Below are 23,782 nucleotides of genomic sequence, written 5' to 3' on the forward strand. Positions count from 1 at the left end.
GGGACGGGCGCGCCTGCTGGGACGGGCGCGCCTGCTGGGACGGGCGCGCCTGCTGGGACGGGCGCGCCTGCTGGGACGGGCGCGCCTGCTGGGACCAATGCTGTTCCTGGGATGGACCCCGGTCCGGGCACGGGCGTTGCTCCGGGGACGGCGCAGCCCGGCGTCTCCGGCCTGCCGCCTGCTTCCCAGCCGGGGATGCCGCCCGCCGCCCAGCCCGGCCTTCCGGGAATCCAGCCGACGGCGCAGCCGGGCGCACAGGGACTCCAGCCCATGGGTCAGCCCGGCGGCCAGGGAACTCAGCCGGGCCTGCCCGGGACGCCCACGGCCGGGCCGGACTTCCTGCCCTCCGCCGCCGTGCTGGCGAGTGGCCAAGCTCCGAGCGGCCAGCTTCCGGGCATCGCGCAGACTCGCCCGGGCCTGCAGGCTCCGGACCTGGGCCAGCACAATCCCCCTCCGGGCGCGTCGTCGCGTCCTGGTCTGCAGGCTCCGGATCTGGGTCAGCACAATCCCCCTTCGGGGGCGTCGTCGCGTCCTGGTCTGCAGGCTCCGGATCTGGGTCAGCACAATCCCCCTTCGGGGGCGCCGTCGCGGTCCGGCCTGCACGCTCCGGACCGGGGACAGGACGGCCAGGATGGACCCGCCGACGCGCCGGCTGGCGAGGCGAGCACCCCGTCCGGTCTCCCCGGGCGGACCGGTTCTCCCGCGGCACGTCCTCAGGCGCCCGCCACCGACGCACCGGACGACTCGGCCGGCGCCCCGAGCGGCCTGCCACGCCGCCAGTGACCGAGCCCCGGGCCACTGGACTGGCTGGCCGACGGCCTGCGCAGCCGGTCGCGGGGCCTCCGGATCGGTCGGGTGGGACCTCTGGAGGCGGCCGTGGCCTGCTGGCCGGCGGCGAGGGGTGTCTCCGGGGCTTCGCGGGGCCCCTGGAGGCCAGCCGGGTTGCCGGGGCCTGCGGTGGAAGGCGTCTGCGGTGGGGGCCGTTCAGGCCGGGGTGGGGACGAGGCGGGTCCAGACGACCTTGCCGTCACTGACCGGCAGGACGCCCCAGGCCGCGGAAAGCTCGTGGACCAGACGCAATCCCCGCCCGCCGGCGTCGCAGCGCCCCGGATCCATGGTTCGCGGCATCCGCCGGCTGCCGTCCCGGACCGCCATCGTGATCCGGCCGTCCCGGTGGTTCAGCGTGAACTCCATCGTCGTGTGGGCATGCCGGACCACATTGGCCACGAGCTCCGTGGCGATCAGCGCGGCCGTCGCGGCGAACTCCGCGCGGTGCCAGCGGGCGCACGCCTGATCCACCAGGTTGCGAACCTGGCGGCAGGCCTCCGGGACCGGACGCAGCCGGATCCGCGTCCGGTCCGGCGGAGGTTGCCGGCCGGCCTCGGCCAGCGCCGTGGCGCAGTCGCCGGCCAACTCCACCGCGGCGCAGTCCGGGATGGCGGCCAGCGCGGCAGACGTGCCGGGATCCGCCCCGCAGACGACGATCGGCACGTCCGGGAACTCCGCGGTCTGCCGGACCACCGAGCCGAACGTGCCGAAGGCGACCGGATCGGCCACCCGTAATCGGGTCACGTCGAGGAGCAGTTTCACCGGCTGCACCGCGAGGCTGCGGCGGACCGCGCTGCCCAGAGCGTCGCCGGTGAGGCGGTCCAGGGTGCCGCTGACCGTGAGCACCGCGACCGGGAGCTCCCGCTCCGGCCGGCACACGAGCTGGCTGGGCATCGCGGCTCCTTCCCCGCGGGATGGGTCGAGACAGCAGGTGCCCGCGAGCCGGGGGAGGCAAACCACGGTCCGGTCCGGAAGTCCCACGGGACGAAGGGCGAGAGGAAGACAATCAGCCTGATTGGCAATAGGCTGATGAATCCCGTTCCGGGGGCCGGCGCACCAAGCAGGGGGCACGGCGGGCGGGCCGGCACGGCGGCGAGCCGGGGCCGACCCGGCGGAGCAGCAGGCGACGAGGCGGCGAGATCCGCCCGGCGGCCGACGCGCGACCGGATCTCGTGCGTGCGGCGCGCGGGAGTCCGGCAGATGGTCGACAGCTAAATAAAGTACCGTTGCGCGCCATGGGTGTGTCGCAGCGTTTGAAGAACCGATTCCGCAAGTTTTTGCAGCGTCCCGGCACGACTGTGGACCTCGGCCCGCTGTCGAGGCGCCTGGAGCCGATCGAGGCCCGTGAGGAGGCGCTGAAGGAGCTGGACGACGCGGCGCTGACCGAGGCCGCTCGTGAGGCGTCCGATTTCACCGAGATCTGCGCGGTGGGCCGGGAGGCCGCCCGCCGGGCGATCAACCAGCGGCCGTACGACGTCCAGCTGCTCGGCGCGATGGCGCTGCTCTCCGGCCGGGTCGCCGAGATGGCCACCGGTGAGGGCAAGACGCTGACCGCCACCATCGCGGCGTACGGTCACACCCGCCTCGGCAACGGCCCGGTCCACGTGCTGACCGTCAACGACTACCTGGCCCGCCGCGACGCCGAGTGGATGGAGCCGATCTACACGCTGCTCGGCCTGACCGTGGCGTGGGTGACCGAGGCGTCGACGCCGCAGGAGCGCCGCGAGGCGTACTCGGCGGACGTCACCTACGTGTCGGTGTCCGAGGCCGGTTTCGACTACCTGCGCGACCAGCTTGTCACCGACGTGGCCGACCGGGTGCAGCGCGAGCTGGCCACCGCGATCGTGGACGAGGCCGACTCGATCCTGATCGACGAGGCCCGGGTGCCGATGGTGCTGGCCGGCTCGACGGCCACCGAGAGCGACCCGGTGCACGAGGCCGCGGAGCTGGTGAAGAACCTGCGCAACGGCAAGGACTACGAGGTGGCCGAGGACGGCCGCAGCGTCGCGTTCACCGAGGCCGGACTGAAGAACATCGAGGAGCAGCTGGGCGGGGTCGACCTGTACGCGGACGACCAGGTCGAGCACCTGTCCGCGGTGAACGTCGCGCTGCACGCGCACGCCCTGCTGCGCCGCGACGTGGACTACATCGTCCGCAACGGCACGGTCGAGCTGATCGACGAGATGCGCGGCCGGGTGGCCCAGCGCCGCCGCTGGCCGGACGGGCTGCAGGCGGCCGTGGAGGCCAAGGAGGGGCTGTCCGCGACAGCCGAGGGCGAGGTGCTCAACACCATCACGGTGCAGGCGTACATCGCGCTCTACAAGACCGTCTGCGGCATGACCGCGACCGCGGTGCACGTCGGCGAGCAGCTCCGGGAGTATTTCAACCTCGAGGTTGCGGTGATCCCGTCGAACACCCCGAACATCCGCGAGGACGACCCGGACCGGATCTACTCGGCGCACGACACCCGGGACGAGGCGCTGGTCGAGGAGATCAAGATCGCGCACGACAAGGGCCGTCCGGTGCTGATCGGGACCCTGGACGTGCAGGCGTCCGAGACGCTCGCCGCGCAGCTGGCCGCCGCGGGCGTGCCGTGCAACGTGCTGAACGCGAAGAACGACGCCGAGGAGGCGGCGATCATCGCGGAGGCCGGCGCGGTCGGCGCGGTCACCGTCTCCACCCAGATGGCCGGCCGCGGCGTCGACATCCGGCTCGGTGGCAGCGACGAGAAGGACCGGGACCAGGTCGTCGAGCTGGGCGGGCTGTACGTGATCGGCGCCGGCCGGCACGACAGCCGCCGGGTCGACGACCAGCTGCGCGGCCGGGCCGGGCGGCAGGGCGACCCGGGCGCTTCGGTGTTCTTCGTGAGTCTCGAGGACGAGCTGGTCACCCGGCACGCCGGGGAGATCCTGCCGGCCTCGCCGCGGATGGACATGGACGGCGTGGTGCACGACCCGCAGGTGGACTACGCGGTCGAGCACGCCCAGCGGGTCGCCGAGGGCGTCAACCACGAGATCCACCGCAACACCTGGCGGTACAGCGTGGTGATCGAGCAGCAGCGGCTGCTGCTGGCCGAGCGCCGGGAGCGGCTGCTCACCTCCGAGGTGGCCGCGATCATGCTGCTGGAGAAGTTGCCGGAGAAGGCCAAGGAGACCGACGAGGACGTGCTGTCCGACTCGGCCCGGGCGATCGCGCTGTACCACCTGGACCGGCTCTGGGTGGAGCACCTGGCGTACCTGTCCGAGGTGCGTGAGGGCGTGCACCTGCGGGCGCTGGGCAAGCTGGACCCGCTTGACGAGTTCCACCGGTCGGCCGTGCCGGCGTTCCAGGAGCTGCTGATCCAGGTCGAGGCGCGGACCATCGAGGCATTCGAGGAGATCGATCTCAGCGAGGGCTGGCAGCCGGAGCGGGCCGAGATCGTCCGGCCCAGCGCCACCTGGACGTACCTGGTGCACGACAACCCGTTCGGCTCGGAGCTGGACCGGCTGATCGCCGCCGTGGGCCGCCGGCTCACGGCAGGTGGCTGATCTCACTGAGGTTTCTGCCGTGAAGGGGGCGCCACGGACCGTGGCGCCCCCTTCACGGCGTTCCGGCGCAGGTCAGCCGCATGGCGTTCGGCAATGCTTAATGAGGCTGACAGAAAGCGTTACCGGAATGCATTCGTGTTACCGGGAACAATATGGAACGTCTTTCTCACACTGTGGATGGCTACTTGACCGGCAAAGCGGCGGCCCGGAAATATCAGGGCCCGCTTTAACGCACAGTGATCATTCATATTCGCTTGCCGTAGCAAATTTCTGGGGGATCAACCAAATGCCGGTCAGCGCATTGTCGCCGCGAGCCGATCGTCGTTCTGCCGGACCGGGCCGTGGCCCGGGCAACCGGCGCTCCGAACCGGCGCTGACCGTGACGCTCGCCATTCCACTCACCGGCGACGCCGTCTCGCCACAGGCGCACCGGCTGCTCGCCGCGGTCCGTGAGCTGGTCGAGCTGAGCCGGGGCACGGTGACCGTCGAGTCGGCCCCGCTGCCGTCCGAGGCCGAGCCGGAGCCGGTCCCCAGCGGCCCCGAGGTCCGCCTGCTCACCGGCTCGCGCCAGGTGCTCCTGGAGGGCGAGCCGGTCTCGCTCACCCGTCTCGAGTTCGATCTCCTGCTCTACCTGGCCGAGCGGCCGCGCCGGGTGTTCAGCCGCGCCCAGCTGCTCGCCGGCGTGTGGGGTTACGAGCGGGCCGGGGAGCGCACGGTCGACGTGCACGTCCGCCGGCTGCGGCTCAAGCTGGGCGCCAGCGTCCCGGCCGTCACCACGGTCTACGGAGTGGGCTACCGGCTGGCCGACGACGCCCGGATCACGATCATGCCGCACGATTGAGTCATGCGTGTACGTCCCGTCTCGTTCGCCGTCCTCGTCGACGATCTCGCCGATCGGCTGGCGAGTCGGGAATCCGACAGTAGGGTCCGGGTGGCCGTGGACGGCGCGGACGCGGCCGCCCCGGGTCGTCTCGCCGACGCCCTGGTCGACCCGCTGCGGGTCCGTGGCCGCCCGGCCGTCCGCGTCGACACCGGGGACTTCCTGCGCCCGGCCTCGCTGCGCCTGGAGTTCGGGCGGGCGAATCCGGACTCGTTCTACACCGGCTGGTTCGACGAGGCCGGCCTGATCCGCGAGGTGCTCGGGCCGGCCGGTCCGGCCGGCTCCGGGCGCATCGTCACCCGGCTGTGGGACGCGGAGGTGGACCGTGCCGCCCGGGAGCCCTACCGTGATCTGCCGGCGAACGCGGTGGTGCTGGTCAGCGGCCCGCTGCTGCTCGGGTCGGGGTTGCCCTTCGACTTCACCGTCCATCTTGGGCTCTCGGCCGCCGCGCTGGACCGGCGGACCGCCCCGGAGGGCCGCTGGACCCTGCCGGCGTTCGCCCGGTATGCGGACGAGGTGGCTCCGGAAACTTTCGCCGATGTGGTGGTCCGGGCGGACGATCCCCGGCATCCTGCCCTGGTCATGGCGTTGGACTGACATCTGACGTGAGCCTGCGCACAAGACCCGCGTGCCGAGTCCGTGGCGGATTCGACCACTGACAGTTATGCTCCGGTTACTTTTTCGCGGGGGTCTCGTTTGGGACCCCCGGCGGTGGGTATCAGGCGGCTCCACAAGCCGGATCGGGACCCACCGGCTGGGGCTGAGGGAAGGGCAGGGGGACTACATGCTCGTCAACGGAGCGGTTGTGGCCGGCAAAGGCGCTAGCCCGGTGAAGGGGCGTTCGACCGAGGAGCTCGACCAGATCCGCGGGCTTCTGCGGTCCCGGTTCGAGGAGCTCGACGCCGAATACGAAGAGGCCCTCGCGCAGAGCCAGCGGCTGCGTCTGGTCGAGATCGGCGACTCCGCCGGCGACGACCAGGCCGACAGCGGGTCGAAGACGGCGGAGCGGGACGCCGCCACCTCGCTGCTGCGCACCCTGCTCGACCGGCGCACCCAGGCGGAGTACGCGATGCAGCGGCTCGAGGACGGGACGTACGGCAACTGTGAGGGCTGCTCGAACCCGATCCCGGTGGAGCGGCTCGAGGTCTTCCCGTCGGCCACCACCTGCGTCAACTGCAAGCAGGTCCGGGAGCGCCGGGCCAGCTGAGGCCGGAGTGCCGGTCTGCCCGTTTCCGCGGGGGTGGAAGCGGGCACCGGCATCGCATGGGAAGCATCCGGATCGGCACCTGCGGGTGGACCGACAAGACGCTGATCGCCTCGGGGTGGTATCCGGCCGCCGCGGACAACCCGGAGAAGCGCCTCAGGCACTACGCGCGGCGCTTCCCGATCGTCGAGGTCGACTCCACCTACTACGGGCCGCCCAGCGAGCAGACCACGCGGTTGTGGGCCGAGCGGACCCCGGACGGGTTCACCTTCAACATCAAGGCCTTCAGTCTGCTGACCGGGCATCCGACGAAGGTCTCCGCGATCTACAAGGATCTGCGGCCGGAGACGGACAAGCGCAACGTGTACCCGCAGGACCTCCCGCCGCAGGCGTACGAGGAGATCTGGAGCCGGTTCCTGACCGCTCTGGACCCGCTCGCCGCGGCGGGCAAGCTCGGAGCGGTGCTGTTCCAGTTCCCGCCGTGGTTCGGCATCAACCGGTCCAACAAGGAATACCTGCTGGAGGTTACGGCCCGGTGCAAGCCGTTGCGCCCGGTCTTCGAGTTCCGCAACGCGAGCTGGTTCGAGGGCGGCAACGAGGAGGAGACGCTGGACTTCCTGCGGGCGCACGAGCTGCCGTTCGTGGCCGTCGACATGCCGCAGGGCCACAAGTCGTCGGTGCCGCCGGTGCTCGCCGCCACGACCGACCTGGCGGTGGTGCGATTCCATGGGCACAGCGACAAGTGGATGAGCAAGGACATCCAAGAAAAGTATGGTTATCTGTATTCCGACTCGGAACTTGCCGAGTGGGCGCCGAAACTGCGCGCCCTCGCCGATGAGGCGAAGACCACACACGTGTTGATGAACAATTGTCTCGGCGATTACGCCCAGCGCAACGCGACGACTCTCATCGATCTGCTGGGGGACGCGGCGCAATCTCCGGCACACGACTGACCGCCAGGCCGCGGTGACCCGCGGCCCGGGCCAGCACCCCGGCGTCGATCACCGCGGCGCCGCCGGGGTCGTTGTTGAAGAAGACGAACCAGTCATCCGGTACGGCGCCGGCGTCGACCCGGTCGAGCCAGGAGCGGAGCGCGGCCTGCCCGTACCGGGGCCACGGCCGCGCGCCGCCCTCGTGGAACCGCAGGTAGCCGAAGTCCGCCGTCCGCCACAACGGCGTCACCGGCCGCCCCTTCCGGTCGGCCCAGCACAGCGCCGCCCCGTACCGCCGCAGCAGTTTCTCGCAGTCGGGAGTGAACCAGCTCTCGTGCCGTGGCTCCACCGCCACCCGCACCCCGGCCGGGAACTGCGCCAGCGTCTCGTCCAGCGCCGCCAGGTCGGCCCGCAGGTTCGGCGGCAGTTGCAGCAGGACCGGCCCGAGCTTGTCGCCGAGCGCGTCCGCCCGCCCGAGGAACCGGGCCACCGGCTCGGCCGGCTCCCGCAGCCGCTTGATGTGCGTCAGATAGCGGCTCATCTTCACCGCCACCACGAACCCGTCCGGGGTCCGCGCCCGCCACGCGGCGAACGTCTCCCGCTCGGGCAGCCGGTAGAACGCGTTGTTCACCTCCACCGTGGCGAACCGCTCGGCGTAGTGCTCCAGCCACAGCCGCTGCGGCAGGCGCTCCGGGTAGAGGAACCCGGTGCCGTCGCCGCCCCGCTCCGGGCGCCAGTCCCGGTACTGCCAGCCCGACGTCCCGATCCACATCACAGACGTCCGCATACCCATCGGCGGCGGCCGTCATCCCCTCCCACGGGGAGGCGGCGGGGACGGAGGGCGGGACTGCCCGTCCGGCGCCACCACCCCCCTCCCGCGAGGGACGCGGTCCCCTCCCGGGAGGGATCACCCCGGGTCGATTCCCGGCGAGTCTGGATCACGGGGACGCCACCACCGACGGGGAGGACGACGATGAGGAAGTCACTACGATGGGCCGCCGTGGCCGTGGCGGCGATCACGGTCGCGGCCGGATCGGCGCCGGCCCCGGCGATCGCCGGCGGGCCGGCCCGGGTCACCGGATCCGCCGAGTTCCGGCTGACGTTCGCGCCGGACGACGACGTGCGCAGGTTCGCCTTCGACGCCCGGGCCACGCCCTACACGCACCCGCTCCCGGGCCTGCCCGGCGGTCTGCCCAGCGATGCCACCGGCACCGTCCGGGTATTGCACCGGGTCGCCGCGAGCGGCGTGACGGTGACCTTCGAGGCCGCCGTCGACTGCCTGATCACCGCACCGGGGTACGCCGCGATGACCGCCGTGGTCACCCGCGCCGACGAGCCGGTACGGGACTGGGTCGGCAGGCGGGTCGGCTTCAGCGTCCAGGACGCCGGGCCGGGCGGCCGCCGTGACCGGGTCGGCTTCGACTGGTCGCTGAGCGCCGACCAGGACGAGAACGGCGACTGGGGCCGGGCGCGGGTCGGCACCTGCCTGGCGCCGGCCCCGTTCGCCCCGGTCACCCGGGGCGACCTGACGGTGCGCCACGCCGATCTGCGGCCGTAGCCGCCGGAGCCGGGCGGAGCCGCGCCACGGGGGAGCGGCTCCGCCCTTCGCCCGGTGGGCAGCGGCTCCGCCTGTCGCCGGGTGGGGTGGCGACCCGGTGAAACCCGTGATCGGATCCAGCACGGCCGGACCGCGCCCTCTGCCGAGCAGGGGCGGCTTCGCCCCGCGTACCCCGCAATCGAGGCGGCCCGGACCGCGGGCGGACCGCAAGCGCCCGGGATCCGCGTGCCCGCCCGGGTGAATCCGCGGCGAACCGTGGTTCCGCCGTCCGGCGAGGGGTAGAACCGAGACATGACCGATGCGCACGACGAGCCGGAAGCCCGCCTGCCGCAGCCGGGCGACAAGACCGGACCCGAGTACGATTCCGCCGGCGACCTGGAGTACGACGAGGCGCACGGCGTCCACGACGCCTTGGACGTCCCCGCCGCCTTGGCCGAGGAGGCCGAGCGCCGCCGATCGCTGGCCGCTAGACCGTAGCCAGTCTCGCGCGGCGCGCCAGCTCGACGACCGCGTCGCTGTGACCTGTGCCCAGCCCGTGGCGGGTGACGTTGAGCGCGCCGGCCGCCGCTCCGGTACGGATCGCCTCGCGCGCGTCCCCGCCTCGGGCCAGCACCGCGGCCACCCCGGCCGTCATCGAGTCGCCCGCGCCGCGATGGTCGACCACCTCGAGGGCCGGCAGCTCGACGGTGAGCAGATCGTCGTCGACCAGCGCCAGCGCCGGCTGGCCGGCCCGGCTGATCAGCACCCGGTCCGCGCCGTCGGCTCGCAGTTTCCGCGCGGCCTCGGCCAGCGCCGCCTCGCTGTCGTCGGCCGCGCGCTGCGCGTCGATCAGCTCGTCGTGGCTCACCTTCAGGAACGACACCCCAGCCGCCAGTACGGCCGCAAGTAGTTCCCCGGACAGGTCCGCCACCACCTGCACGCCGTGTTTGCGCAGGTCCGAGGCGAGTCGGCGGTACAGCGACGGGTGCACCACCCCGGGCGCCGCGGGTCCGCTCAGCACGCTCACCCGGGACCGCAGCCCGGCGGCCAGCGCCGCGGTGTAGAGCTCGTCGGCGTCGTGCCGGCCCAGCGGCTGCCCGGCGTGCTCGGCGATCGTGGACCGCGAGCCGTCCCGCCGGTCGTGCACGTACCAGCCGCTGCCCTCATCGCGGTGGATCAGCCGCAGGGAGATCTCCTCGGCGGCCAGCACCCCGGCGATCACGTCGCCGATCTCGCCACCCACCGCCGCGCAGAGAGTGACCGGCGCGCCCAGCGCCGCGCACATCCGGGCCTGCCAGATGCCCTGGCTGCCGGCGTGCACGTGCAGTTCCACCCCCGAGGCCGCCTCCTCGATGGTGACGGTCAGCTGCGGGACCGGCGCGAAGATCATGACGCCGTCGGGGTCGTCGGTGGCCATGGCGCAGGCATACCCGCCGGTACGCCGGTACACGTGAATTCCGGATGAATTCCCGGGAGACCGGCCCATCCGGCGGGGCGCGCCGGGGTATGGGCGCGCCCGAGGCTCAGGGGCCGGCGTACTGCACCGCGCTGAACAGCAGCATCGCCGTGACCAGCCCGGTCACCAGCACGGTCACGACGGCGGCGGTGTCCAGCCCCACCTTGCGCCGGTCCGCCACCAGTTTCGCCGCCACGACGGCCAGCACCGGGAACGCCAGCAGGACCAGCAGCGCCACCACCGGCGCCGCCTGGTGCCAGTCCCCGGCCGACGCCGCGCCGGTCTCCCGCAGCACCTGGTTGCCGATGGCGCCGAGGATCCCGCCGACCAGCCCGAAGATCGCGAAGAGCACCTTGACCCCGAACGTGATCGGCCGGGCCGGCGCGGTCCACTTGATCCGCTTCTCCACCTCGGCGAGATAGTCCGCGGGCGCCCGGTCGTCCGAGCGCTGCCGGGGGATGCTGGCCTGCGGCAGCCGGCCGAAACGTTCCGCGACCGGACCGACCCGGTGCACGTACTCGGCCCAGAGGCCGGCGGCCCGGGCGTCGACCTCCTCCAACTCGCGCTGCGCGTCCTGGACCGCCCGCCGCGCCTCCCGGACCCGCTCCTCGGCCTCGCGCACCGCCTCGTCGGCCGTGGCGCGCTGGCCCGCGTGCCACTCGACGGCCTCCGTCCGCAGGCGGGCGGCGCGCTGGTCCAGCGTGGTCAGCCGGCGCAGGACGGTCCGGTAGTCGGCGCGCTCGAAGTCGGCCGGTTGCAGTTCGCTCATGAGGCACCGTAGGGGATGATCACCTCGGCGCCGCGGTGCACCGAGCGGTCGAAGTGCAGCGCCCGCCAGGGCCGCGGATACCAGTTGGGCGCCCCGGTGCCCGGGTAGAACGGGGCCAACTCGCTGCCGTGCACGTCGAGCGCCACCCAGGCGCCGATCGGGTCGGTCCGCGACGCCGGACCGCCGAGCGCGTCACGCAGCAGCCCGGCCCCGCGCCACCAGCCCAGCACGTGCAGCCGGCGTTCCGGCCCCTGCCGCAGCACTGTCCGCAACTGGTCACCGGCCGCCTTGCCGCCGGGCATCGCGTCGGCCGCGTAGAGCAGGACGAAGTGTGGCCGGTCGGCGGGCCAGGCCGCGGTCGCCTCGACGGCCACGTCCTCCAGCAGCCACTCGGCGTTCGACGCGTCGTACCATCCGCAGTCCGGGATCCGGGCGTGCAGCGCCTCCGCCGCGGCCCGGGCGTCCTGGTCGAAACAGGCGATCGAGAAGCGGGCCCCGTCCCGGGAGTACTGCGCGGCCAGCGACCGGCCCGCGGTGGCCAGCACGGCGCACGCCTCGTCGACCCGGGTGCCGAGCACGGCCAGGTTGCGCCCCGGCGCGCGGCGCAGCACGGTCCGCGCCGACCGGGACAGCACGTCGATGGTCTCGCCGAGCAGCGCCACCGGGGCCGGCGAGTCCTCGGCGGTCAGCGCCCGGAAGTCCGGGCTGTCGGCCAGCCGGGGCTGCACGTCGCCGTCGAAGAGCCGGGGCGGCCGCTCGCCCGCCGGCAACCGGCGCCAGAGCCGGTGCTGCAGCGCGCCCCACTGCTCGCGGTCGCCGGCGGCCGGCACCCGGACGATCTGGTTCGCCTCGATCGCCCCGGAGTCCGAGTTGACCACCGCGTGGTAGCGGGGCAGCGACTCGGCAGCGGTGTTCTGTTCGGCGAGCACCCGCCGGGCCCGGGGCAGCGCGATCCGCAGCGTGAACTGGGCGACCAGCGCCGGCCGGCCCCACAACGCCTCGATGCCGGAGATGTCCTGGCTGGCCAGCACCAAGTGGATGCCCTGCGAGCGGCCCCGGCGGGCCAGATCCTCCAGCAGGTCGACGGCCTCGGTGGTGACCGCGTCCCGGCCGGCCAGCAGCACCTGGAACTCGTCGACCACCGCGACGATCCGCGGCCAGACCCCGTCCGGGTCCTCGGCGCGCAGCTCGGCCAGGTTGGTGACCTCGTGCTGCTTGGCCGCGTCGGCGCGCCGCCGCAGCTCGGCGCCGAGGAACCGGAGCAGTGCCAGGCCGAACTCCCGGTCGGTGTTGACGTTGACCCCGACCAGGCGTACGTGCGGCAGCCAGCTCTGGTCCCGGCGGCCCGGCGCGAACCGGGCGAACGACACGCCCTCCTTGAAGTCGAGCAGGTAGAACGCCAGCTCGGCGGGGGAGTAGCGGGACGCCAGAGCGCCCATCCAGGCGTAGATCAGGTTGGTCTTGCCGGTGCCGGACGGCCCGGCGATCAGCGCGTGCGGCGGGTAGTCGCTGAGCGTCACCAGCACCCGGGTGCCCTGCGGGCTGTCGCCGAGCGGCGCGGTCAACCCGGTCGCCGAGCTCTCCCGCCACTGTTCGCCGGGCTCCGGGAGCAGACTGTCCAAGGCCACCGGCGCGGGGCCGGCGGCGACCGCCTCGGCGATCTGCCGGCAGGTGGCGGTGAGCACCGACTGCGGCGGGCCGGGATCCAGGCGGACCGGCAGATCGCCGCCGCTGCTCATCCGCGCGTCCGTGCCGGGGGCGGCGGTGACGCACTCGATCCCCGGACCCGGGTCCACCGCGAGGCCGTGCACGATGAGGTGCACCCCGCAGGCCGCGCCGGTGCGCAGCAGCCGCTCCAGCTGGGTGCGCTCGTGCCGGTTCAGCTCGCCGGCGCCGAGCAGCACCGCCACCCGCCACGGCTCCGGCCGCCGCTTGGTCGCCGCGTGCAGCTCGCGCAGCGAGGAGTACTCCCCGGCCAGCACCGTCTCGTTGATCCGCCGAACGTGCCCGACCAGGTCGTCGAGGAGCGCGCTCAGCCCGTTCGGCGCGACGAAGGTGAGCACCTTCGGCGGGGCCAGCGCGGCGAACCCGGCCAGCCCGCCGCCGAGGTGCTCCGGGTCGTAGCCGATCACCTGCACGGAGCCCGGCGCGCTGGTGCCGAGGGCGCGCAGCAGCAGGGCGGCCACCACGTCGTCGCCGAGCTTGCGGTCGCCCTGCACCACCACGTGCCCGTGGTCGAGCAACTGCACCAGGGCCGGCACCTCGGGCGCCGCCCCGGACCCCTCCGGGTCGTCCCACTGCCAGGGGCGGGCCGGCTCGGCCCCGTCGGGCGCCGTCCCGGACTTCTCCGGGTCGTTCCACTGCCAGGGGCGGGCCGGCTCGGCCTCCTCGGGCGCCGACGGCAGCAGCAGCTGGCCGATCCGCAGTTCGGCGGCTCTGGGCAGCGGCGTGGCCTCCCACGAGTGCCAGAGCTCGCCGGCCGCGCCCGGCGCCGCCCGGTCGGCCGCGCCCGCCGCCGCCCCGGCCAGCGCGCCCAGCTCGGTGCCGTGCCACTCCTCGACCGAGCGCAGCCGTTCGTCGCGCGCCGCGGCCAGCTTGCGCTGCCGGGTCTCGGCCGCCGCCCGGACCCGATCGAAGCGCGCCGACGCCGCGGCCTCCTCGCGCCGGGCGCGTCCGAGAGCGTTCTCCGCGGCCCCGAGCGCGTGTGACAGCCCGGCCCGAATCTCCATGACCTGCTGTTTCGTGGATTCAGCCATGACCCGCCGGAATCGTCGCAGTTGTCGAGCCCCGTGAGATCATGAGCGTTGCTCACCGGCGTCGGCGGGCGGCTTCACCGGCTCCGGCGCGTCCGGGTCGAGTGCCGTGGCATCGCGTCCCAGCCGGGCCAGCAGCACCCCGGTGAGCACGCTCGCGGTCACCGCGTTGTCGGCGGGATGGCCGGCCGGGCGGTTCTCCTGCGGCTTCACCGGCACCCGGCAGATCCGGTCGATCAAGGTCTCCAGCACAGCTGGTGATGTGCCCGGTAGCAGAGCTTTTACCCGGTTCTCCGCCGCACTGCGCAGTCGTGGTACGTCTTCCGGGCGAGGTTCGTGGCCGAGCAGGTCACCCGCCAGGCGATGCAGCACCGGGGGCGTCACCGCGGACAGGCCCAGGCCGGTCGAGGCGTTCACGCCGTGCAGCTCCCGGCCCAGCCGGGCGCGGTCGCCGCTGCGCACCCCGGCGGCGACGCGCTTGAGCAGCTCGGCGGTGTCCGAGCTCTCCGGCGTCCGGCTCTCCCGCGGGGCGGGCTCGCCGGTCAGCTGGGCGACCCGCGCCTGCCACCAGGGTCCGAGCTTCTCCGGCTCCTCGGGCCTGCCCCCGGACTCCTCGGCCCGGCGGGGCTCCTCCGGCCGCATCGCGGCCCGCCACTCCTGGCCGCGCCGCACCCCCGGCACACCGCCGAGGCCCAGCACCGCCAGATACCGCTCGATCGCGTCCTCGGCGAGCCGGATCGCGGCGGCCGCCCGCTCGGCGTGCTCGGTGGCGTTGCCGAGCTCCGGCACGCCCATCTTCTGCTCGGACGCCTCGCGCACCCAGTTGAGCAGTTCCGTCGCGGTGCGCAGGCGTTCCATCGCGACCACGACCAGCCCGTCGGGCAACTCGTCCGAGGCGGCCCGGAGCCGGGCGCCGAGTTCCTGCAGCAGCGACATCGTGTCAGAGCATCGCCGTGTAGTTCTGGGCGGCCTCGATGGCGACCTGCGTCGCGCTGAAGCACTCCTCCAGCTGCTGATCGGCCTGCGACAGCGAGGCGTGCGCGGTGCCCACCGCCTCGTGGGCCCCGCCGTCGAGCGCGGCCGCCAGGCTCTGCTGGGCCTCGCCGAGCTTCTCCCGAGCCTGCTGTATCGCCGCCTGCCCCTCGTTCACCTGCTGGACGGCGGCGTCCACGGCCGCTCTGAGTTCGGCGACACTGGCCACTCTTTCGGCCTCCTGTAACTCAACCCACCTGCCACCCCAGCGTAACGCCCAGCCCGGTTCGCGCTCGCCTCGGCCGCGCCTTTTCGCACACCGCGGAGCAAAAAGACGCACTGCGAGTCCGACGATCGACGCGGATGACCGCCCTGGTAGCACCTGATTTCCCGCGGCGTCCATTGTGGATCATGCCGGTTGCCGCCGTCGCGCGGGTCCCGGTTCGAAGGGGTCTGAGCCGCTCAGGTGCCATCCCCGCGCCCGGGTGGAGGGAACAGGGTCCGGGGCGCCGGGCCGGCTGGTGGTCAGCGGGCCGACCGGGGCACCGCGGACGGCGCGCGGACCTCTGCCCCCAGCGCCACGGCCCGGTCCCGCAGGCCGCGGTCCGCCGTCACCACGACGATCGGCCGGGCGCCGTGTTCCCGGCGTACCAGCTCAATGATCTTGTCGTCGCCGGAGCCGGACGCGCGCTCGACGCGGACGCCGCCGGGAGCTTGCGGAATGTCCCGGGCCCTGCCCTCGACCACCAGGAGCACCTCGACCGGGCCCGGCATGCCGGCCAGGCCCGCGGCGGCCACCGGCGCCAGGGCGTCGCGCAGCCGGCTCGCCGCCCCGGCGCGGTCGCGCCACCAGCCGTCCGGCACCGAGCCCACCACATTCGCCCCGTCGACGACGACCAGGGGTGGCGGAGACTCCGGTTCGCCGGACACGGCCGCCTGTGATGTGGCTCCCTGAAACGGGGACTCCTGGGACACGGGCGCGGGTCCGGGGAAAGCGGGTTCCCGGAAGGCCGGCGTCAGGGGGCCGGATGCGGGCTCCTGGGGATCGGACATGTAGTTGAGCGTACTCCTGTCAACCTTTGCTGATTTTGGGAATCATCGTCCCGCCTGAGGCGCTTGCAACAGTCGGGCGGTGGCCCGAGGTCGGCCGCCGTGGAGTACCAGAGAAGAGAGACTGATGAGCATCGGACCGTTGGGGCCGGGTGGACCCGGTCAGTGGGACGACCTGTTCGCGCGCTTCTTCGGTGCGGCCGAGCCGCGCCGGGCGGCGCAGCGGATCGACATCGCGCGCTACATGAGCAACGACGCCCGCCAGGTGCTGGCGGACGCGGCCCGGCGCGCCGCGGACATCGGGCACGGCGACGGCGGTCTCGCCGACCTGGACACCGATCACCTGCTCTGGGCCGTCCTGCAGCAGGAGCCGATGAAGCAGACCGTGCGCCGGGCCGGGGCCGACCCGCATGTGCTGCTCGGCGAGCTGGACGCGCGCCTCGGCGACGACGCCGCCCGGACCGCGGCGGCGAACCGCCGGGCCGACATGGGCGCCGCCGGCCGGGACACGCCGGAGCAGGTCGCGCTGACCCCCGCGGCCAAGCGCGCGCTGCTCGACAGCCTGCAAATCTCCCGTGCCGTCGGCGCCAGCTACATCGGCCCCGAGCACATCCTGATGGCGCTCGGGCTGAACACCGACTCGGTGGCCGGGCGGCTGCTGGCCGGCCGGCTCGACCCGCGGGCCATCCCCAGCCCGGAGACCCCGGCCGGCCCGGCCGGCGGCGGCCAGGGCGGCTCCCGCGGCGGCGCCCGCACCGGCGGGGCGGCCACGCCGACGCTGGAGCAGTTCGGCGTGGACCTGACCGAGGTGGCCCGGCGCGGCGAGATCGACCCGGTGATCGGCCGGGCCGACGAGATCGAGCAGGCCGTGGAGATCCTCTCCCGGCGCACCAAGAACAACCCGGTCCTGATCGGTGAGGCCGGCGTCGGCAAGACCGCGATCGTGGAGGGTCTGGCCCAGCGCATCGTGGACGGCGACGTGCCGCTCACCCTCCAGGACAAGCGTGTGGTCCAGCTGGACCTGGCCGGCCTGGTCGCCGGCACCCGCTACCGCGGCGACTTCGAGGAGCGCCTGCGCAAGATCATCGACGAGATCAAGGCGTCCGGGGACGGGCTGGTCGTCTTCCTCGACGAGATCCACACCCTGGTCGGCGCCGGTGGCGGCGGTGGCGAGGGCGGCGGGATGGACGCCGGCAACATGCTCAAACCGGCCCTGGCCCGCGGCCAGCTCCGGGTGATCGGCGCGACCACACTGGACGAGTACCGCAAGCACATCGAGAAGGACGCGGCGCTGGCCCGGCGCTTCCAGCCGGTGCTGGTCGGCGAGCCGACGGTGGAGGACACCGTCGCGATCCTGCGCGGACTGCGGGACAACTACGAGGCGCACCACCAGGTGCGGATCACCGACGAGGCGCTGGACGCCGCGGCGCTGCTCTCCGACCGGTACATCACCGATCGGTTCCTGCCGGACAAGGCGATCGACCTGATCGACCAGGCCGGCGCCCGGGTGCGGCTGCGCGTCAAGACGCCGGACGCCGACCTGCGCGAGCGCGAGCGGCGGCTGGAGCAGCTGTCCCGCGACCGGGACCAGGCCGTGCACGCCGAGAACTACGAGGTCGCCTCCCAGCTGCGGGATCAGATCAACGAGCTCAAGGCGCAGATCGCCGGCGCCGGCGCGGGCGCCGACGGGGTGCCGCGGGTCACCGAGGCGGACGTCGCCGAGGTGGTCTCCCGGGCCACCGGCATCCCGGTGGCCCAGCTCACCGAGGCCGAGCGGGACCGCCTGCTCCGGCTGGAGCACCACCTGCACCAGCACGTGATCGGCCAGGAGGACGCGGTCACCGCGGTCGCCGAGGCGGTCCGCCGCTCGCGTGCCGGGCTCGGCGACCCGGACCGGCCGGTCGGCAGCTTCCTGTTCCTCGGCCCCACCGGCGTCGGCAAGACCGAGCTGGCCCGCTCGCTGGCCGAGGCGCTGTTCGGCGACTCGGACCGGATGGTCCGGCTGGACATGAGCGAGTTCCAGGAGCGGCACACGGTGTCCCGGCTGGTGGGCGCACCGCCCGGGTACGTGGGCTACGACGAGGCCGGTCAGCTGACCGAGGCGGTGCGGCGCCGGCCGTACAGCGTGGTGCTGCTGGACGAGATCGAGAAGGCGCACCCGGACGTCTTCAACATCCTGCTGCAGGTGCTGGACGACGGGCGGCTGACCGACAGCCAGGGCCGCACGGTGAGCTTCAAGAACACCGTGCTGATCATGACCAGCAACCTCGGCTCGGACCTGATCAGCGGTACGACCCGCAGCGTCGGCTTCGGCGGTGCGGAGAACGGCCGCTCGCCCGAGGACGAGCTCCGCGACCGGCTCGACCGCCGGCTCAAGGAGCAGCTGCGGCCGGAGTTCATCAACCGCATCGACGAGATCATCATCTTCCGGCAGCTGGAGACCGACCAGCTGCGCAGGATCACGGAGATGCTCCTGGAGTCGACGCGGCGCCGGCTGCACGCCCAGGACGTCCGGCTGGAGATCACCACGGCTGCCGTGGACTGGCTCTCCGAGCGGGGATACCAGCCGGAGTTCGGGGCGCGGCCGTTGCGCCGGACGATCCAGCGGGAGCTGGACAACCGGCTGTCGAAGATGCTGCTCGCCGCGGATCTGGCTCCGGGACGGACGGTACGCGTGGACGCCCGGGACGGTGAGTTGACGTTCGACGTGGAGTCGGCGTCGCTCAGCGCGCGGTGATGCCCTGATACAGCGGTTCCCGACAAGGCGCCGGCGGAAGCCGGCGCCTTGTCGGCTTGCCGCGGGCACCTCTCCTTGTCGGCGGCGTGGTCCCAGCTGGTCCCCAGGGTCTCTCGCCGCCGTCGAGACACCCCTCGCCGCCGGCCCCGCGGCTCCCGCCGACGGTCAGGTGTCTCTCGGACCCGATGCGGGCCTTCCGGCTGCCAGCGGCGAGCGTGCGGCTGGTCGGCCGGGTGTCTCGTGGGGGGGGTGAGGGACCTCTGGCCGCCGGCGGCGGCCGTGCGGCCGGCGCCGAGGCGCCTGCCGGGTGTGCGGGTGGGTCAGGCGGCGGCCAGGTGGGTGCCGCCGAGGTTCGGGTGGTCGCGGGTCCACTCGACGTAGTCCTCGTTGCGCGCGATCACGTCCTGGTACGCCACCCGCGCCAGCTCCAGCAGCTTCGGCGCGGAGCGGGCGGCTGGCGACTCCGGGTGCCAGCCGAGGATCAGGCGCCACCGCAGCGGGGCCCCCTTGATCGGCCGGGTGGTCAGCCCCGCGGGCGGCCGGAACGTCGGCTGGCACAACCCGAGCGCCACTCCCAGCTCCACCATGTCGATGCAGGCGCGCGCGTCGGTCTCCAGCACGCGGCGCGGCGCGAACCCGGCGCGGGCGCAGGCGGCGGCGAAGCAGGTTTCGAAGCACCCGTCGCCGGGCGCCGCGGCCCACTGCTCGGTGGCCAGCTCGGCCAGGTCCACCTCGGCGCCCTTGGCCTGCGGATGGTCCTCGGGCATCAGCACGCACACCGCGTCCACCGCGATGGTGTCCCAGACCAGGCCGTAGTCGGCCGAGGGCAGCGCGTCGCCGCAGACCCCGACCTGGGTGAAGTCCAGCTTGCCGTTGAGCACCATGGTGGCCAGCTCGTCGACGGAGTAGGACGCGTAGGTGGAGATCGCCGACTCCGGCTGGGCGGCGGAGAGCCGGTGCAGCAGGTGCGCGAAGACCGGACCGCCGATCGCGCCCATCCGGTACCGGCTCATCGTCGAGGTGCCGCCGGCCGCCAGGCGGGCCGCCTCGTCCTGCAGGCCTTTCATCGCCGGCAGCAGCACCCGGGCCCGGGACAGCACCAGCTCGCCGAGCGCCGTGGGCCGGGCGCCGCGCCGGTCCCGGTCGAACAGGGGGCCGCCGAGCGTGCGCTCGATCCGCTGCAGTTGGGCGGTGAGCGCGGGTTGGGCCAGGCCGAGTTGTGACGCGGCCTTGGTGACGCTGCCGGTCTCCGCGATGGCGCAGACCACCTTCAGATGCCGCAGCTCCAGGTTCATAGCGTGACGTTAGGACTAGAACGGGATCGAAGGCTAGCCCTGAAACACGTGACAAATTTGTTAAGGAGCACGGCAATCCCGGATCAAGTCACAGATCTCGTGCGTACGTCGTACGGGAGGTCGCCACGTCCCGGAGCTTGTCGATGACCCCGACCAGCGGGTCGATCACCTTGTTCCACGGCGGCGTGACCGGCGTGGACAGGTGCGGCCGGGTCGGCGCGGCCTCCTGGGCCATCTCCACCCGGTTGCCGAGCCGGATCATGTCCTCCACCGGCACCATGCGGTCGAGCAGCGGGAACAGCTCGCTCGCGTCCGCCTCGACGTGCCGGCGCACCGCGGCCACCAGGTCGGCGGACGGTGACTTCGCGGTCATCAGCTGGAGCAGCTCCCGGTCCTCGGCCAGCTCCCGGTCGGCGATCCGGTCCCCGTCCGGCACAGCGGCGCGGATCGCCGGGTAGAGGTACTGCTCCTCGGCCGAGAGGTGCCGGGACAGCGTGGCAATAAGGACAGAGTGCTCTTTATCCGAGATATCCTCGGAAAGCAGACTCAGGATCTGGCGGTGCTGCTCGTTCAGGACATCGACGACGTTACGCCCGGAAGTGGTGCCTCCGACCGGCGGCAGCGGGGGAAGATTCACGTCAGACATGCCGCAGCCGGTACCCGATATCACTTCCCCGCCAAACGTGCGTGACATCTTGCTGGTAAGAAAGGCGGATGAACACCTCCGCCGTGGACGAGGTCACCGGCCTCTGCCAGGACCTGCTGCGCATCGACACCACGAACACCGGCGATCCACGGACCACCGTGGGGGAGCGGGCCGCCGCCGAGTACGTCGCCGGCAAGCTGGCCGACGTCGGCATCGAGTCCCAGCTCCTGGAGTCCGCCCCCAAGCGCGCCAACCTGGTCGCCCGGATCCCCGGCGTCGACCGCTCCCGCGGCGCGCTGCTGGTGCACGGCCACCTGGACGTCGTCCCGGCCGACGCGAGCGAATGGTCGGTGGACCCGTTCGCCGGCGAGGTGAAGGACGGCTACCTGTGGGGCCGCGGCGCCGTCGACATGAAGGACTTCGACGCGATGGTCCTCGCCGTGGTCCGCGAGTGGCGGCGCACCGGCTACACCCCGCCCCGGGACATCGTGCTGGCGTACACCGCCGACGAGGAGGCCGGGATGGAGTACGGCTCCCAGTGGCTGGTGCAGCACCACCCCGGCCTGTTCGACGGGGCCACCGAGGCGATCGGTGAGGTGGGCGGATATTCGTACACCGTCAATGACGATCTTCGTCTGTATCTGGTGCAGACCGCCGAGAAGGGGCTGGACTGGCTGCGCCTGCACGCGCACGGCCGCCCCGGCCACGGCTCGTTCATCCACGACGACAACGCGGTCACCGCGCTGGCCGAGGCGGTCGCCGGGATCGGCCGGCACAAGTTCCCGGTGGTCGTCACGCCCACCGTGCGCGCGTTCCTGGAACAGGTCGGCGAGGCGCTGCAGATCGACATCGACCCGGCGGACCCCGAGCTGGCGATCGCCAAGCTCGGCCCGATCGCGAACCTGATCGGCGCGACGATCCGCAACACCGCGAACCCCACCCGGCTCCAGGCGGGATACAAGGACAACGTGATTCCCGGGAAGGCGTCCGCCACGATCGACTGCCGCACGCTGCCCGGCCAGGCGGAGTCGTTCCTCGCCGAGCTCCGTGAGATCATCGGGCCGGACGTGGAGATCGAGCACGTGCACCGGCAGCCGGCCGTGGAGACCGAGTTCGGCGGGCCGCTGGTGGACGCGATGGGCGCGGCGTTGCGTGCCGAGGACCCGGGTGCGCGTACCGTTCCGTACCTGATGTCCGGGGGGACCGACGCGAAGGCGTTCAGCACCCTGGGCATCCGATGCTTCGGGTTCGCCCCGTTGCGACTTCCGCCCGACCTGAACTTCGCCGCCCTGTTCCACGGCATCGACGAGCGGGTGCCGGTGGAAGGGCTAAAGTTCGGCGTGCGTGTGCTCGACCGACTGCTCCGAAACAGCTAGATGCTCCGAGCCAGAGATGTGGAAGGACCCCCAACAAGATGAGCGACCAGAACGCGGAGCTCGACGCCGCCCTCGAGCGGGTGGTGGAGGCGGCGCGAGCCCACCTCGCCGCCGTGAAGGCGGCCGCGGGGCGTGTCGACGACGACGACGTCTGGCAGGCGTATGTCGATCTGAACAACGCCTCCTTCGCGTACGACGAGAAGCTGCTCGACGCCTACGGTGAGGTCACGCCGTGGGACGTCGAGTCGATCGACCCGGACGAGGCGGACCAGCGCTTCCTCGCCGGTGAGGCCGGCGAGGCGGGGGCGGGGGATGCGTACCCGCAGGTCATCTCGGTCCGGCAGCGCCGGGACTACCGCGTGCCCAGCGTGTCCGCGCTGCTGAAGGTCGCGGAGAACGCCCGGCGCGGCTCGGTGCCGGAGGACGAGGAGGTCGGCCCGGTCGAGTCGGTCGGGGAGGCCGTGCTCGAGCTGCTGCAGGCCGGCGACGGTTCGCTGGCCTCGCTCGACGTGCCCGAGCTGGAGCCGCTCGACGGCCTGCTCACGGTGACCGAGGTCGAGGAGCCGCTGGACCTGGAGTCGTTCGACGACGCCGACGGTTCCGGCCCGTTCGCCCCGGCCGAGGGCGACCAGCTGGTCGGCCGGCTCGACGAGCACCCCTTCCTCCCCGACGAGGAAGACGACCACGCCGGTCACCAGCACTGACCGCCCCGCTGTCGCCCGGCGGCAGCGCGGTGCCCGCTGTGACAGCGAGAACCCGCCCGGCCGTGCTGGCCGGGCGGGTTCTCAGTAACTGAGGCCGGGCTGCGGGGTGGGCTGGATGCGCCGGCGGAGCATCACCTTGCGGGTGCCGTCCGCGAAGAGCTGGACCCGTGCCAGCTCCCAGCCGGAGAACTCGGCCTGTATGGCGAGCTGCGCCGCTGCGGTCAGCCGATCGACATTCGAAGGTAACCGCAGCGGCGCGTATTCGTAGTCCATGCCGACTAGAGTGCACCTCCGGCAGGACCAACGACAAGCTCTGACCAGCGCTTATTCACTCACAGCAGCGAGTGGAGTGAAGCGTTGGAGCGTGTCTACCGGATCTCGCCTGGTCAAGCTACCTCCGAGCCCTGAGACCTCAAGAGGCGATCCGCTGCGACGGTCCGTGACTATGACTACACCTACCGGATGTTGAGCGGTTGGCTCGGGAAACCGGCCGTAGAGGCGTCCATGCTTGAGATTGAGGCGTGGCTAGAGGAACGCGCCTAGGTCAGGTATCCCCAACTCGTGTACGTCAAGATCAGCGCAAACTCTCCGCTTGATGGGAACACCACGGTCCGGCGAGTTGACCACGCTGCCGTGCAGGCAGTTGATTTGCGGAACGATCTCCTAACGGTGTCCGGCAAGACCGGCACCCGAGCGATCCCCTCAACGACACGACGGCGACTGTCTTCGAGAGGTACCTACGTGCAAGAGCGAAGCATCCGAGCGCCGCCTTGGACGCGCTCTGGCTCGGCAAGAAGGGCCAGCTCACGCGGACGGGCATCCAGATGATGCTTGCCCGACGTGTGAGACAAGCGGGGATCACCGATCGCATCCACATGCACCTGTTTCGCCATGACTCGGCCACGCGAGCGGCCGATGCTGGACTGTCTGCCGAAGCGTCGGAGTTCCTCTACGGCTGGACGCCGGGATCACCCATGACACGTCACTACACCAGAGCGACAAAGGTGCAGCGGGCTCAAGAGGCCGCACGAAAGCTCATTGATCGAATCCAGCGCCTGAATGCCGTTGTGAGCGTTTAATAGTGCGAGGGTGCCCCAGTTCTGCTGCTGGGGCATT

General features: G+C 72.5%; 21 protein-coding genes and 1 pseudogene. 11 read left to right on the top strand and 11 right to left on the bottom strand.

The annotated features are described in order from the left end of the window. Positions 1–984 precede the first annotated feature (984 nt). Complete coding sequence (locus Asi03nite_RS03515) at positions 985–1,722, bottom strand: ATP-binding protein (RefSeq protein ID WP_203676931.1); 738 nt, start codon at positions 1,720–1,722, stop codon at positions 985–987. A 341-nt stretch (positions 1,723–2,063) separates the two neighbouring features. Between Asi03nite_RS03515 and secA2 the strand changes: the two genes are divergently transcribed. The 5 genes from secA2 to Asi03nite_RS03540 all read left to right on the top strand — a co-directional run bounded on the left by secA2 (position 2,064) and on the right by Asi03nite_RS03540 (position 7,392). Further along, the gene (gene secA2, locus Asi03nite_RS03520) at positions 2,064–4,355 is read left to right on the top strand and encodes an accessory Sec system translocase SecA2 (protein WP_203676932.1); all 2,292 of its coding nucleotides are present in this window, start codon (positions 2,064–2,066) and stop codon (positions 4,353–4,355) included. A 379-nt stretch (positions 4,356–4,734) separates the two neighbouring features. Continuing rightward, entirely contained in the window at positions 4,735–5,196 is a 462-nt protein-coding gene (locus tag Asi03nite_RS03525; RefSeq protein WP_203676933.1) for a winged helix-turn-helix domain-containing protein, read from the top strand. Between the two features lie 3 nt (positions 5,197–5,199). Continuing rightward, positions 5,200–5,832: a nucleoside/nucleotide kinase family protein gene (locus Asi03nite_RS03530; protein WP_203676934.1), complete on the top strand. Its 633-nt coding sequence runs from the start codon at positions 5,200–5,202 to the stop codon at positions 5,830–5,832. A gap of 187 nt (positions 5,833–6,019) precedes the next feature. Continuing rightward, positions 6,020–6,442: a TraR/DksA family transcriptional regulator gene (locus Asi03nite_RS03535; protein ID WP_203676935.1), complete on the top strand. Its 423-nt coding sequence runs from the start codon at positions 6,020–6,022 to the stop codon at positions 6,440–6,442. A 56-nt stretch (positions 6,443–6,498) separates the two neighbouring features. Then, positions 6,499–7,392: a DUF72 domain-containing protein gene (locus Asi03nite_RS03540; protein ID WP_203676936.1), complete on the top strand. Its 894-nt coding sequence runs from the start codon at positions 6,499–6,501 to the stop codon at positions 7,390–7,392. Here Asi03nite_RS03540 and Asi03nite_RS03545 read toward each other — a convergent pair. Then, positions 7,346–8,143, bottom strand: a complete 798-nt coding sequence (locus Asi03nite_RS03545) for a DUF72 domain-containing protein (RefSeq protein WP_239102355.1) — start codon at positions 8,141–8,143, stop codon at positions 7,346–7,348. The genes Asi03nite_RS03540 and Asi03nite_RS03545 overlap by 47 nt on opposite strands. A gap of 201 nt (positions 8,144–8,344) precedes the next feature. On the opposite strand from Asi03nite_RS03545, the gene Asi03nite_RS03550 reads away from it, so the two are divergent. Beyond that, positions 8,345–8,929, top strand: coding sequence for a hypothetical protein (locus Asi03nite_RS03550; RefSeq protein WP_203676937.1), 585 nt, complete (start codon positions 8,345–8,347; stop codon positions 8,927–8,929). 291 nt (positions 8,930–9,220) lie between these two features. Then, on the top strand, positions 9,221–9,406 hold the full coding sequence (locus Asi03nite_RS03555; protein WP_203676938.1) for a hypothetical protein: 186 nt from the start codon (positions 9,221–9,223) through the stop codon (positions 9,404–9,406). Here the strand turns inward: Asi03nite_RS03555 and Asi03nite_RS03560 are convergent. The 6 genes from Asi03nite_RS03560 to Asi03nite_RS03585 all read right to left on the bottom strand — a co-directional run bounded on the left by Asi03nite_RS03560 (position 9,396) and on the right by Asi03nite_RS03585 (position 15,788). Next, entirely contained in the window at positions 9,396–10,325 is a 930-nt protein-coding gene (locus Asi03nite_RS03560) for a 1-phosphofructokinase family hexose kinase (protein WP_239102356.1), read from the bottom strand. The two genes, Asi03nite_RS03555 and Asi03nite_RS03560, sit on opposite strands and share 11 nt — an antisense overlap. Positions 10,326–10,431: 106 nt before the next feature. Beyond that, complete coding sequence (locus Asi03nite_RS03565; protein ID WP_203676939.1) at positions 10,432–11,133, bottom strand: hypothetical protein; 702 nt, start codon at positions 11,131–11,133, stop codon at positions 10,432–10,434. Next, positions 11,130–13,862 (bottom strand): FtsK/SpoIIIE domain-containing protein, encoded by a 2,733-nt coding sequence (locus tag Asi03nite_RS03570; protein ID WP_373872086.1) that lies wholly within the window; start codon positions 13,860–13,862, stop codon positions 11,130–11,132. The genes Asi03nite_RS03565 and Asi03nite_RS03570 overlap by 4 nt, the downstream gene beginning before the upstream one ends. A gap of 66 nt (positions 13,863–13,928) precedes the next feature. Beyond that, on the bottom strand, positions 13,929–14,822 hold the full coding sequence (locus Asi03nite_RS03575; RefSeq protein ID WP_203676941.1) for a hypothetical protein: 894 nt from the start codon (positions 14,820–14,822) through the stop codon (positions 13,929–13,931). A 4-nt stretch (positions 14,823–14,826) separates the two neighbouring features. Beyond that, complete coding sequence (locus Asi03nite_RS03580) at positions 14,827–15,087, bottom strand: hypothetical protein (protein ID WP_203676942.1); 261 nt, start codon at positions 15,085–15,087, stop codon at positions 14,827–14,829. A 296-nt stretch (positions 15,088–15,383) separates the two neighbouring features. Beyond that, positions 15,384–15,788 (bottom strand): PIN domain-containing protein, encoded by a 405-nt coding sequence (locus Asi03nite_RS03585; protein ID WP_203676943.1) that lies wholly within the window; start codon positions 15,786–15,788, stop codon positions 15,384–15,386. A 262-nt stretch (positions 15,789–16,050) separates the two neighbouring features. Here Asi03nite_RS03585 and Asi03nite_RS03590 point away from each other — a divergent pair, with 262 nt between their 5' ends. After that, positions 16,051–18,645: an ATP-dependent Clp protease ATP-binding subunit gene (locus Asi03nite_RS03590; RefSeq protein ID WP_203677062.1), complete on the top strand. Its 2,595-nt coding sequence runs from the start codon at positions 16,051–16,053 to the stop codon at positions 18,643–18,645. A gap of 320 nt (positions 18,646–18,965) precedes the next feature. On the opposite strand, the gene Asi03nite_RS03595 is transcribed toward Asi03nite_RS03590, so the two are convergent. Together Asi03nite_RS03595 and Asi03nite_RS03600 are read right to left on the bottom strand one after the other, a co-directional pair. Continuing rightward, positions 18,966–19,940, bottom strand: a complete 975-nt coding sequence (locus tag Asi03nite_RS03595; RefSeq protein ID WP_203676944.1) for a LysR family transcriptional regulator — start codon at positions 19,938–19,940, stop codon at positions 18,966–18,968. An 88-nt stretch (positions 19,941–20,028) separates the two neighbouring features. Beyond that, positions 20,029–20,586 (bottom strand): hemerythrin domain-containing protein, encoded by a 558-nt coding sequence (locus Asi03nite_RS03600; protein ID WP_203676945.1) that lies wholly within the window; start codon positions 20,584–20,586, stop codon positions 20,029–20,031. Between the two features lie 68 nt (positions 20,587–20,654). Between Asi03nite_RS03600 and Asi03nite_RS03605 the strand changes: the two genes are divergently transcribed. Continuing rightward, positions 20,655–21,962, top strand: coding sequence for a M20/M25/M40 family metallo-hydrolase (locus Asi03nite_RS03605; RefSeq protein WP_203676946.1), 1,308 nt, complete (start codon positions 20,655–20,657; stop codon positions 21,960–21,962). A gap of 38 nt (positions 21,963–22,000) precedes the next feature. After that, on the top strand, positions 22,001–22,666 hold the full coding sequence (locus Asi03nite_RS03610) for a hypothetical protein (RefSeq protein ID WP_203676947.1): 666 nt from the start codon (positions 22,001–22,003) through the stop codon (positions 22,664–22,666). 81 nt (positions 22,667–22,747) lie between these two features. Here Asi03nite_RS03610 and Asi03nite_RS03615 read toward each other — a convergent pair whose 3' ends face one another. Beyond that, the gene (locus tag Asi03nite_RS03615) at positions 22,748–22,939 is read right to left on the bottom strand and encodes a DUF5703 family protein (protein WP_203676948.1); all 192 of its coding nucleotides are present in this window, start codon (positions 22,937–22,939) and stop codon (positions 22,748–22,750) included. A 437-nt stretch (positions 22,940–23,376) separates the two neighbouring features. Here Asi03nite_RS03615 and Asi03nite_RS03620 point away from each other — a divergent pair. Further along, positions 23,377–23,745: pseudogene (locus tag Asi03nite_RS03620) on the top strand (tyrosine-type recombinase/integrase); the annotation flags it as partial. Positions 23,746–23,782: the final 37 nt, after the last annotated feature.

It is taken from the genome of Actinoplanes siamensis, assembly GCF_016862395.1.
Classification (GTDB): Bacteria; Actinomycetota; Actinomycetes; order Mycobacteriales; family Micromonosporaceae; genus Actinoplanes; species Actinoplanes siamensis.

Bases quoted from the DNA above. Each gene is read 5' to 3' on its own strand.
- Asi03nite_RS03515 (WP_203676931.1), bottom strand. From the start codon at position 1,722: ATGCCCAGCCAGCTCGTGTGCCGGCCGGAGCGGGAGCTCCCGGTCGCG.
- secA2 (WP_203676932.1), top strand. From the start codon at position 2,064: ATGGGTGTGTCGCAGCGTTTGAAGAACCGATTCCGCAAGTTTTTGCAG.
- Asi03nite_RS03530 (WP_203676934.1), top strand. From the start codon at position 5,200: ATGCGTGTACGTCCCGTCTCGTTCGCCGTCCTCGTCGACGATCTCGCC.
- Asi03nite_RS03535 (WP_203676935.1), top strand. From the start codon at position 6,020: ATGCTCGTCAACGGAGCGGTTGTGGCCGGCAAAGGCGCTAGCCCGGTG.
- Asi03nite_RS03540 (WP_203676936.1), top strand. From the start codon at position 6,499: ATGGGAAGCATCCGGATCGGCACCTGCGGGTGGACCGACAAGACGCTG.
- Asi03nite_RS03545 (WP_239102355.1), bottom strand. From the start codon at position 8,143: ATGTGGATCGGGACGTCGGGCTGGCAGTACCGGGACTGGCGCCCGGAG.
- Asi03nite_RS03550 (WP_203676937.1), top strand. From the start codon at position 8,345: ATGAGGAAGTCACTACGATGGGCCGCCGTGGCCGTGGCGGCGATCACG.
- Asi03nite_RS03555 (WP_203676938.1), top strand. From the start codon at position 9,221: ATGACCGATGCGCACGACGAGCCGGAAGCCCGCCTGCCGCAGCCGGGC.
- Asi03nite_RS03560 (WP_239102356.1), bottom strand. From the start codon at position 10,325: ATGGCCACCGACGACCCCGACGGCGTCATGATCTTCGCGCCGGTCCCG.
- Asi03nite_RS03565 (WP_203676939.1), bottom strand. From the start codon at position 11,133: ATGAGCGAACTGCAACCGGCCGACTTCGAGCGCGCCGACTACCGGACC.
- Asi03nite_RS03570 (WP_373872086.1), bottom strand. From the start codon at position 13,862: ATGGAGATTCGGGCCGGGCTGTCACACGCGCTCGGGGCCGCGGAGAAC.
- Asi03nite_RS03575 (WP_203676941.1), bottom strand. From the start codon at position 14,822: ATGTCGCTGCTGCAGGAACTCGGCGCCCGGCTCCGGGCCGCCTCGGAC.
- Asi03nite_RS03595 (WP_203676944.1), bottom strand. From the start codon at position 19,940: ATGAACCTGGAGCTGCGGCATCTGAAGGTGGTCTGCGCCATCGCGGAG.
- Asi03nite_RS03600 (WP_203676945.1), bottom strand. From the start codon at position 20,586: ATGTCTGACGTGAATCTTCCCCCGCTGCCGCCGGTCGGAGGCACCACT.
- Asi03nite_RS03605 (WP_203676946.1), top strand. From the start codon at position 20,655: ATGAACACCTCCGCCGTGGACGAGGTCACCGGCCTCTGCCAGGACCTG.
- Asi03nite_RS03610 (WP_203676947.1), top strand. From the start codon at position 22,001: ATGAGCGACCAGAACGCGGAGCTCGACGCCGCCCTCGAGCGGGTGGTG.
- Asi03nite_RS03615 (WP_203676948.1), bottom strand. From the start codon at position 22,939: ATGGACTACGAATACGCGCCGCTGCGGTTACCTTCGAATGTCGATCGG.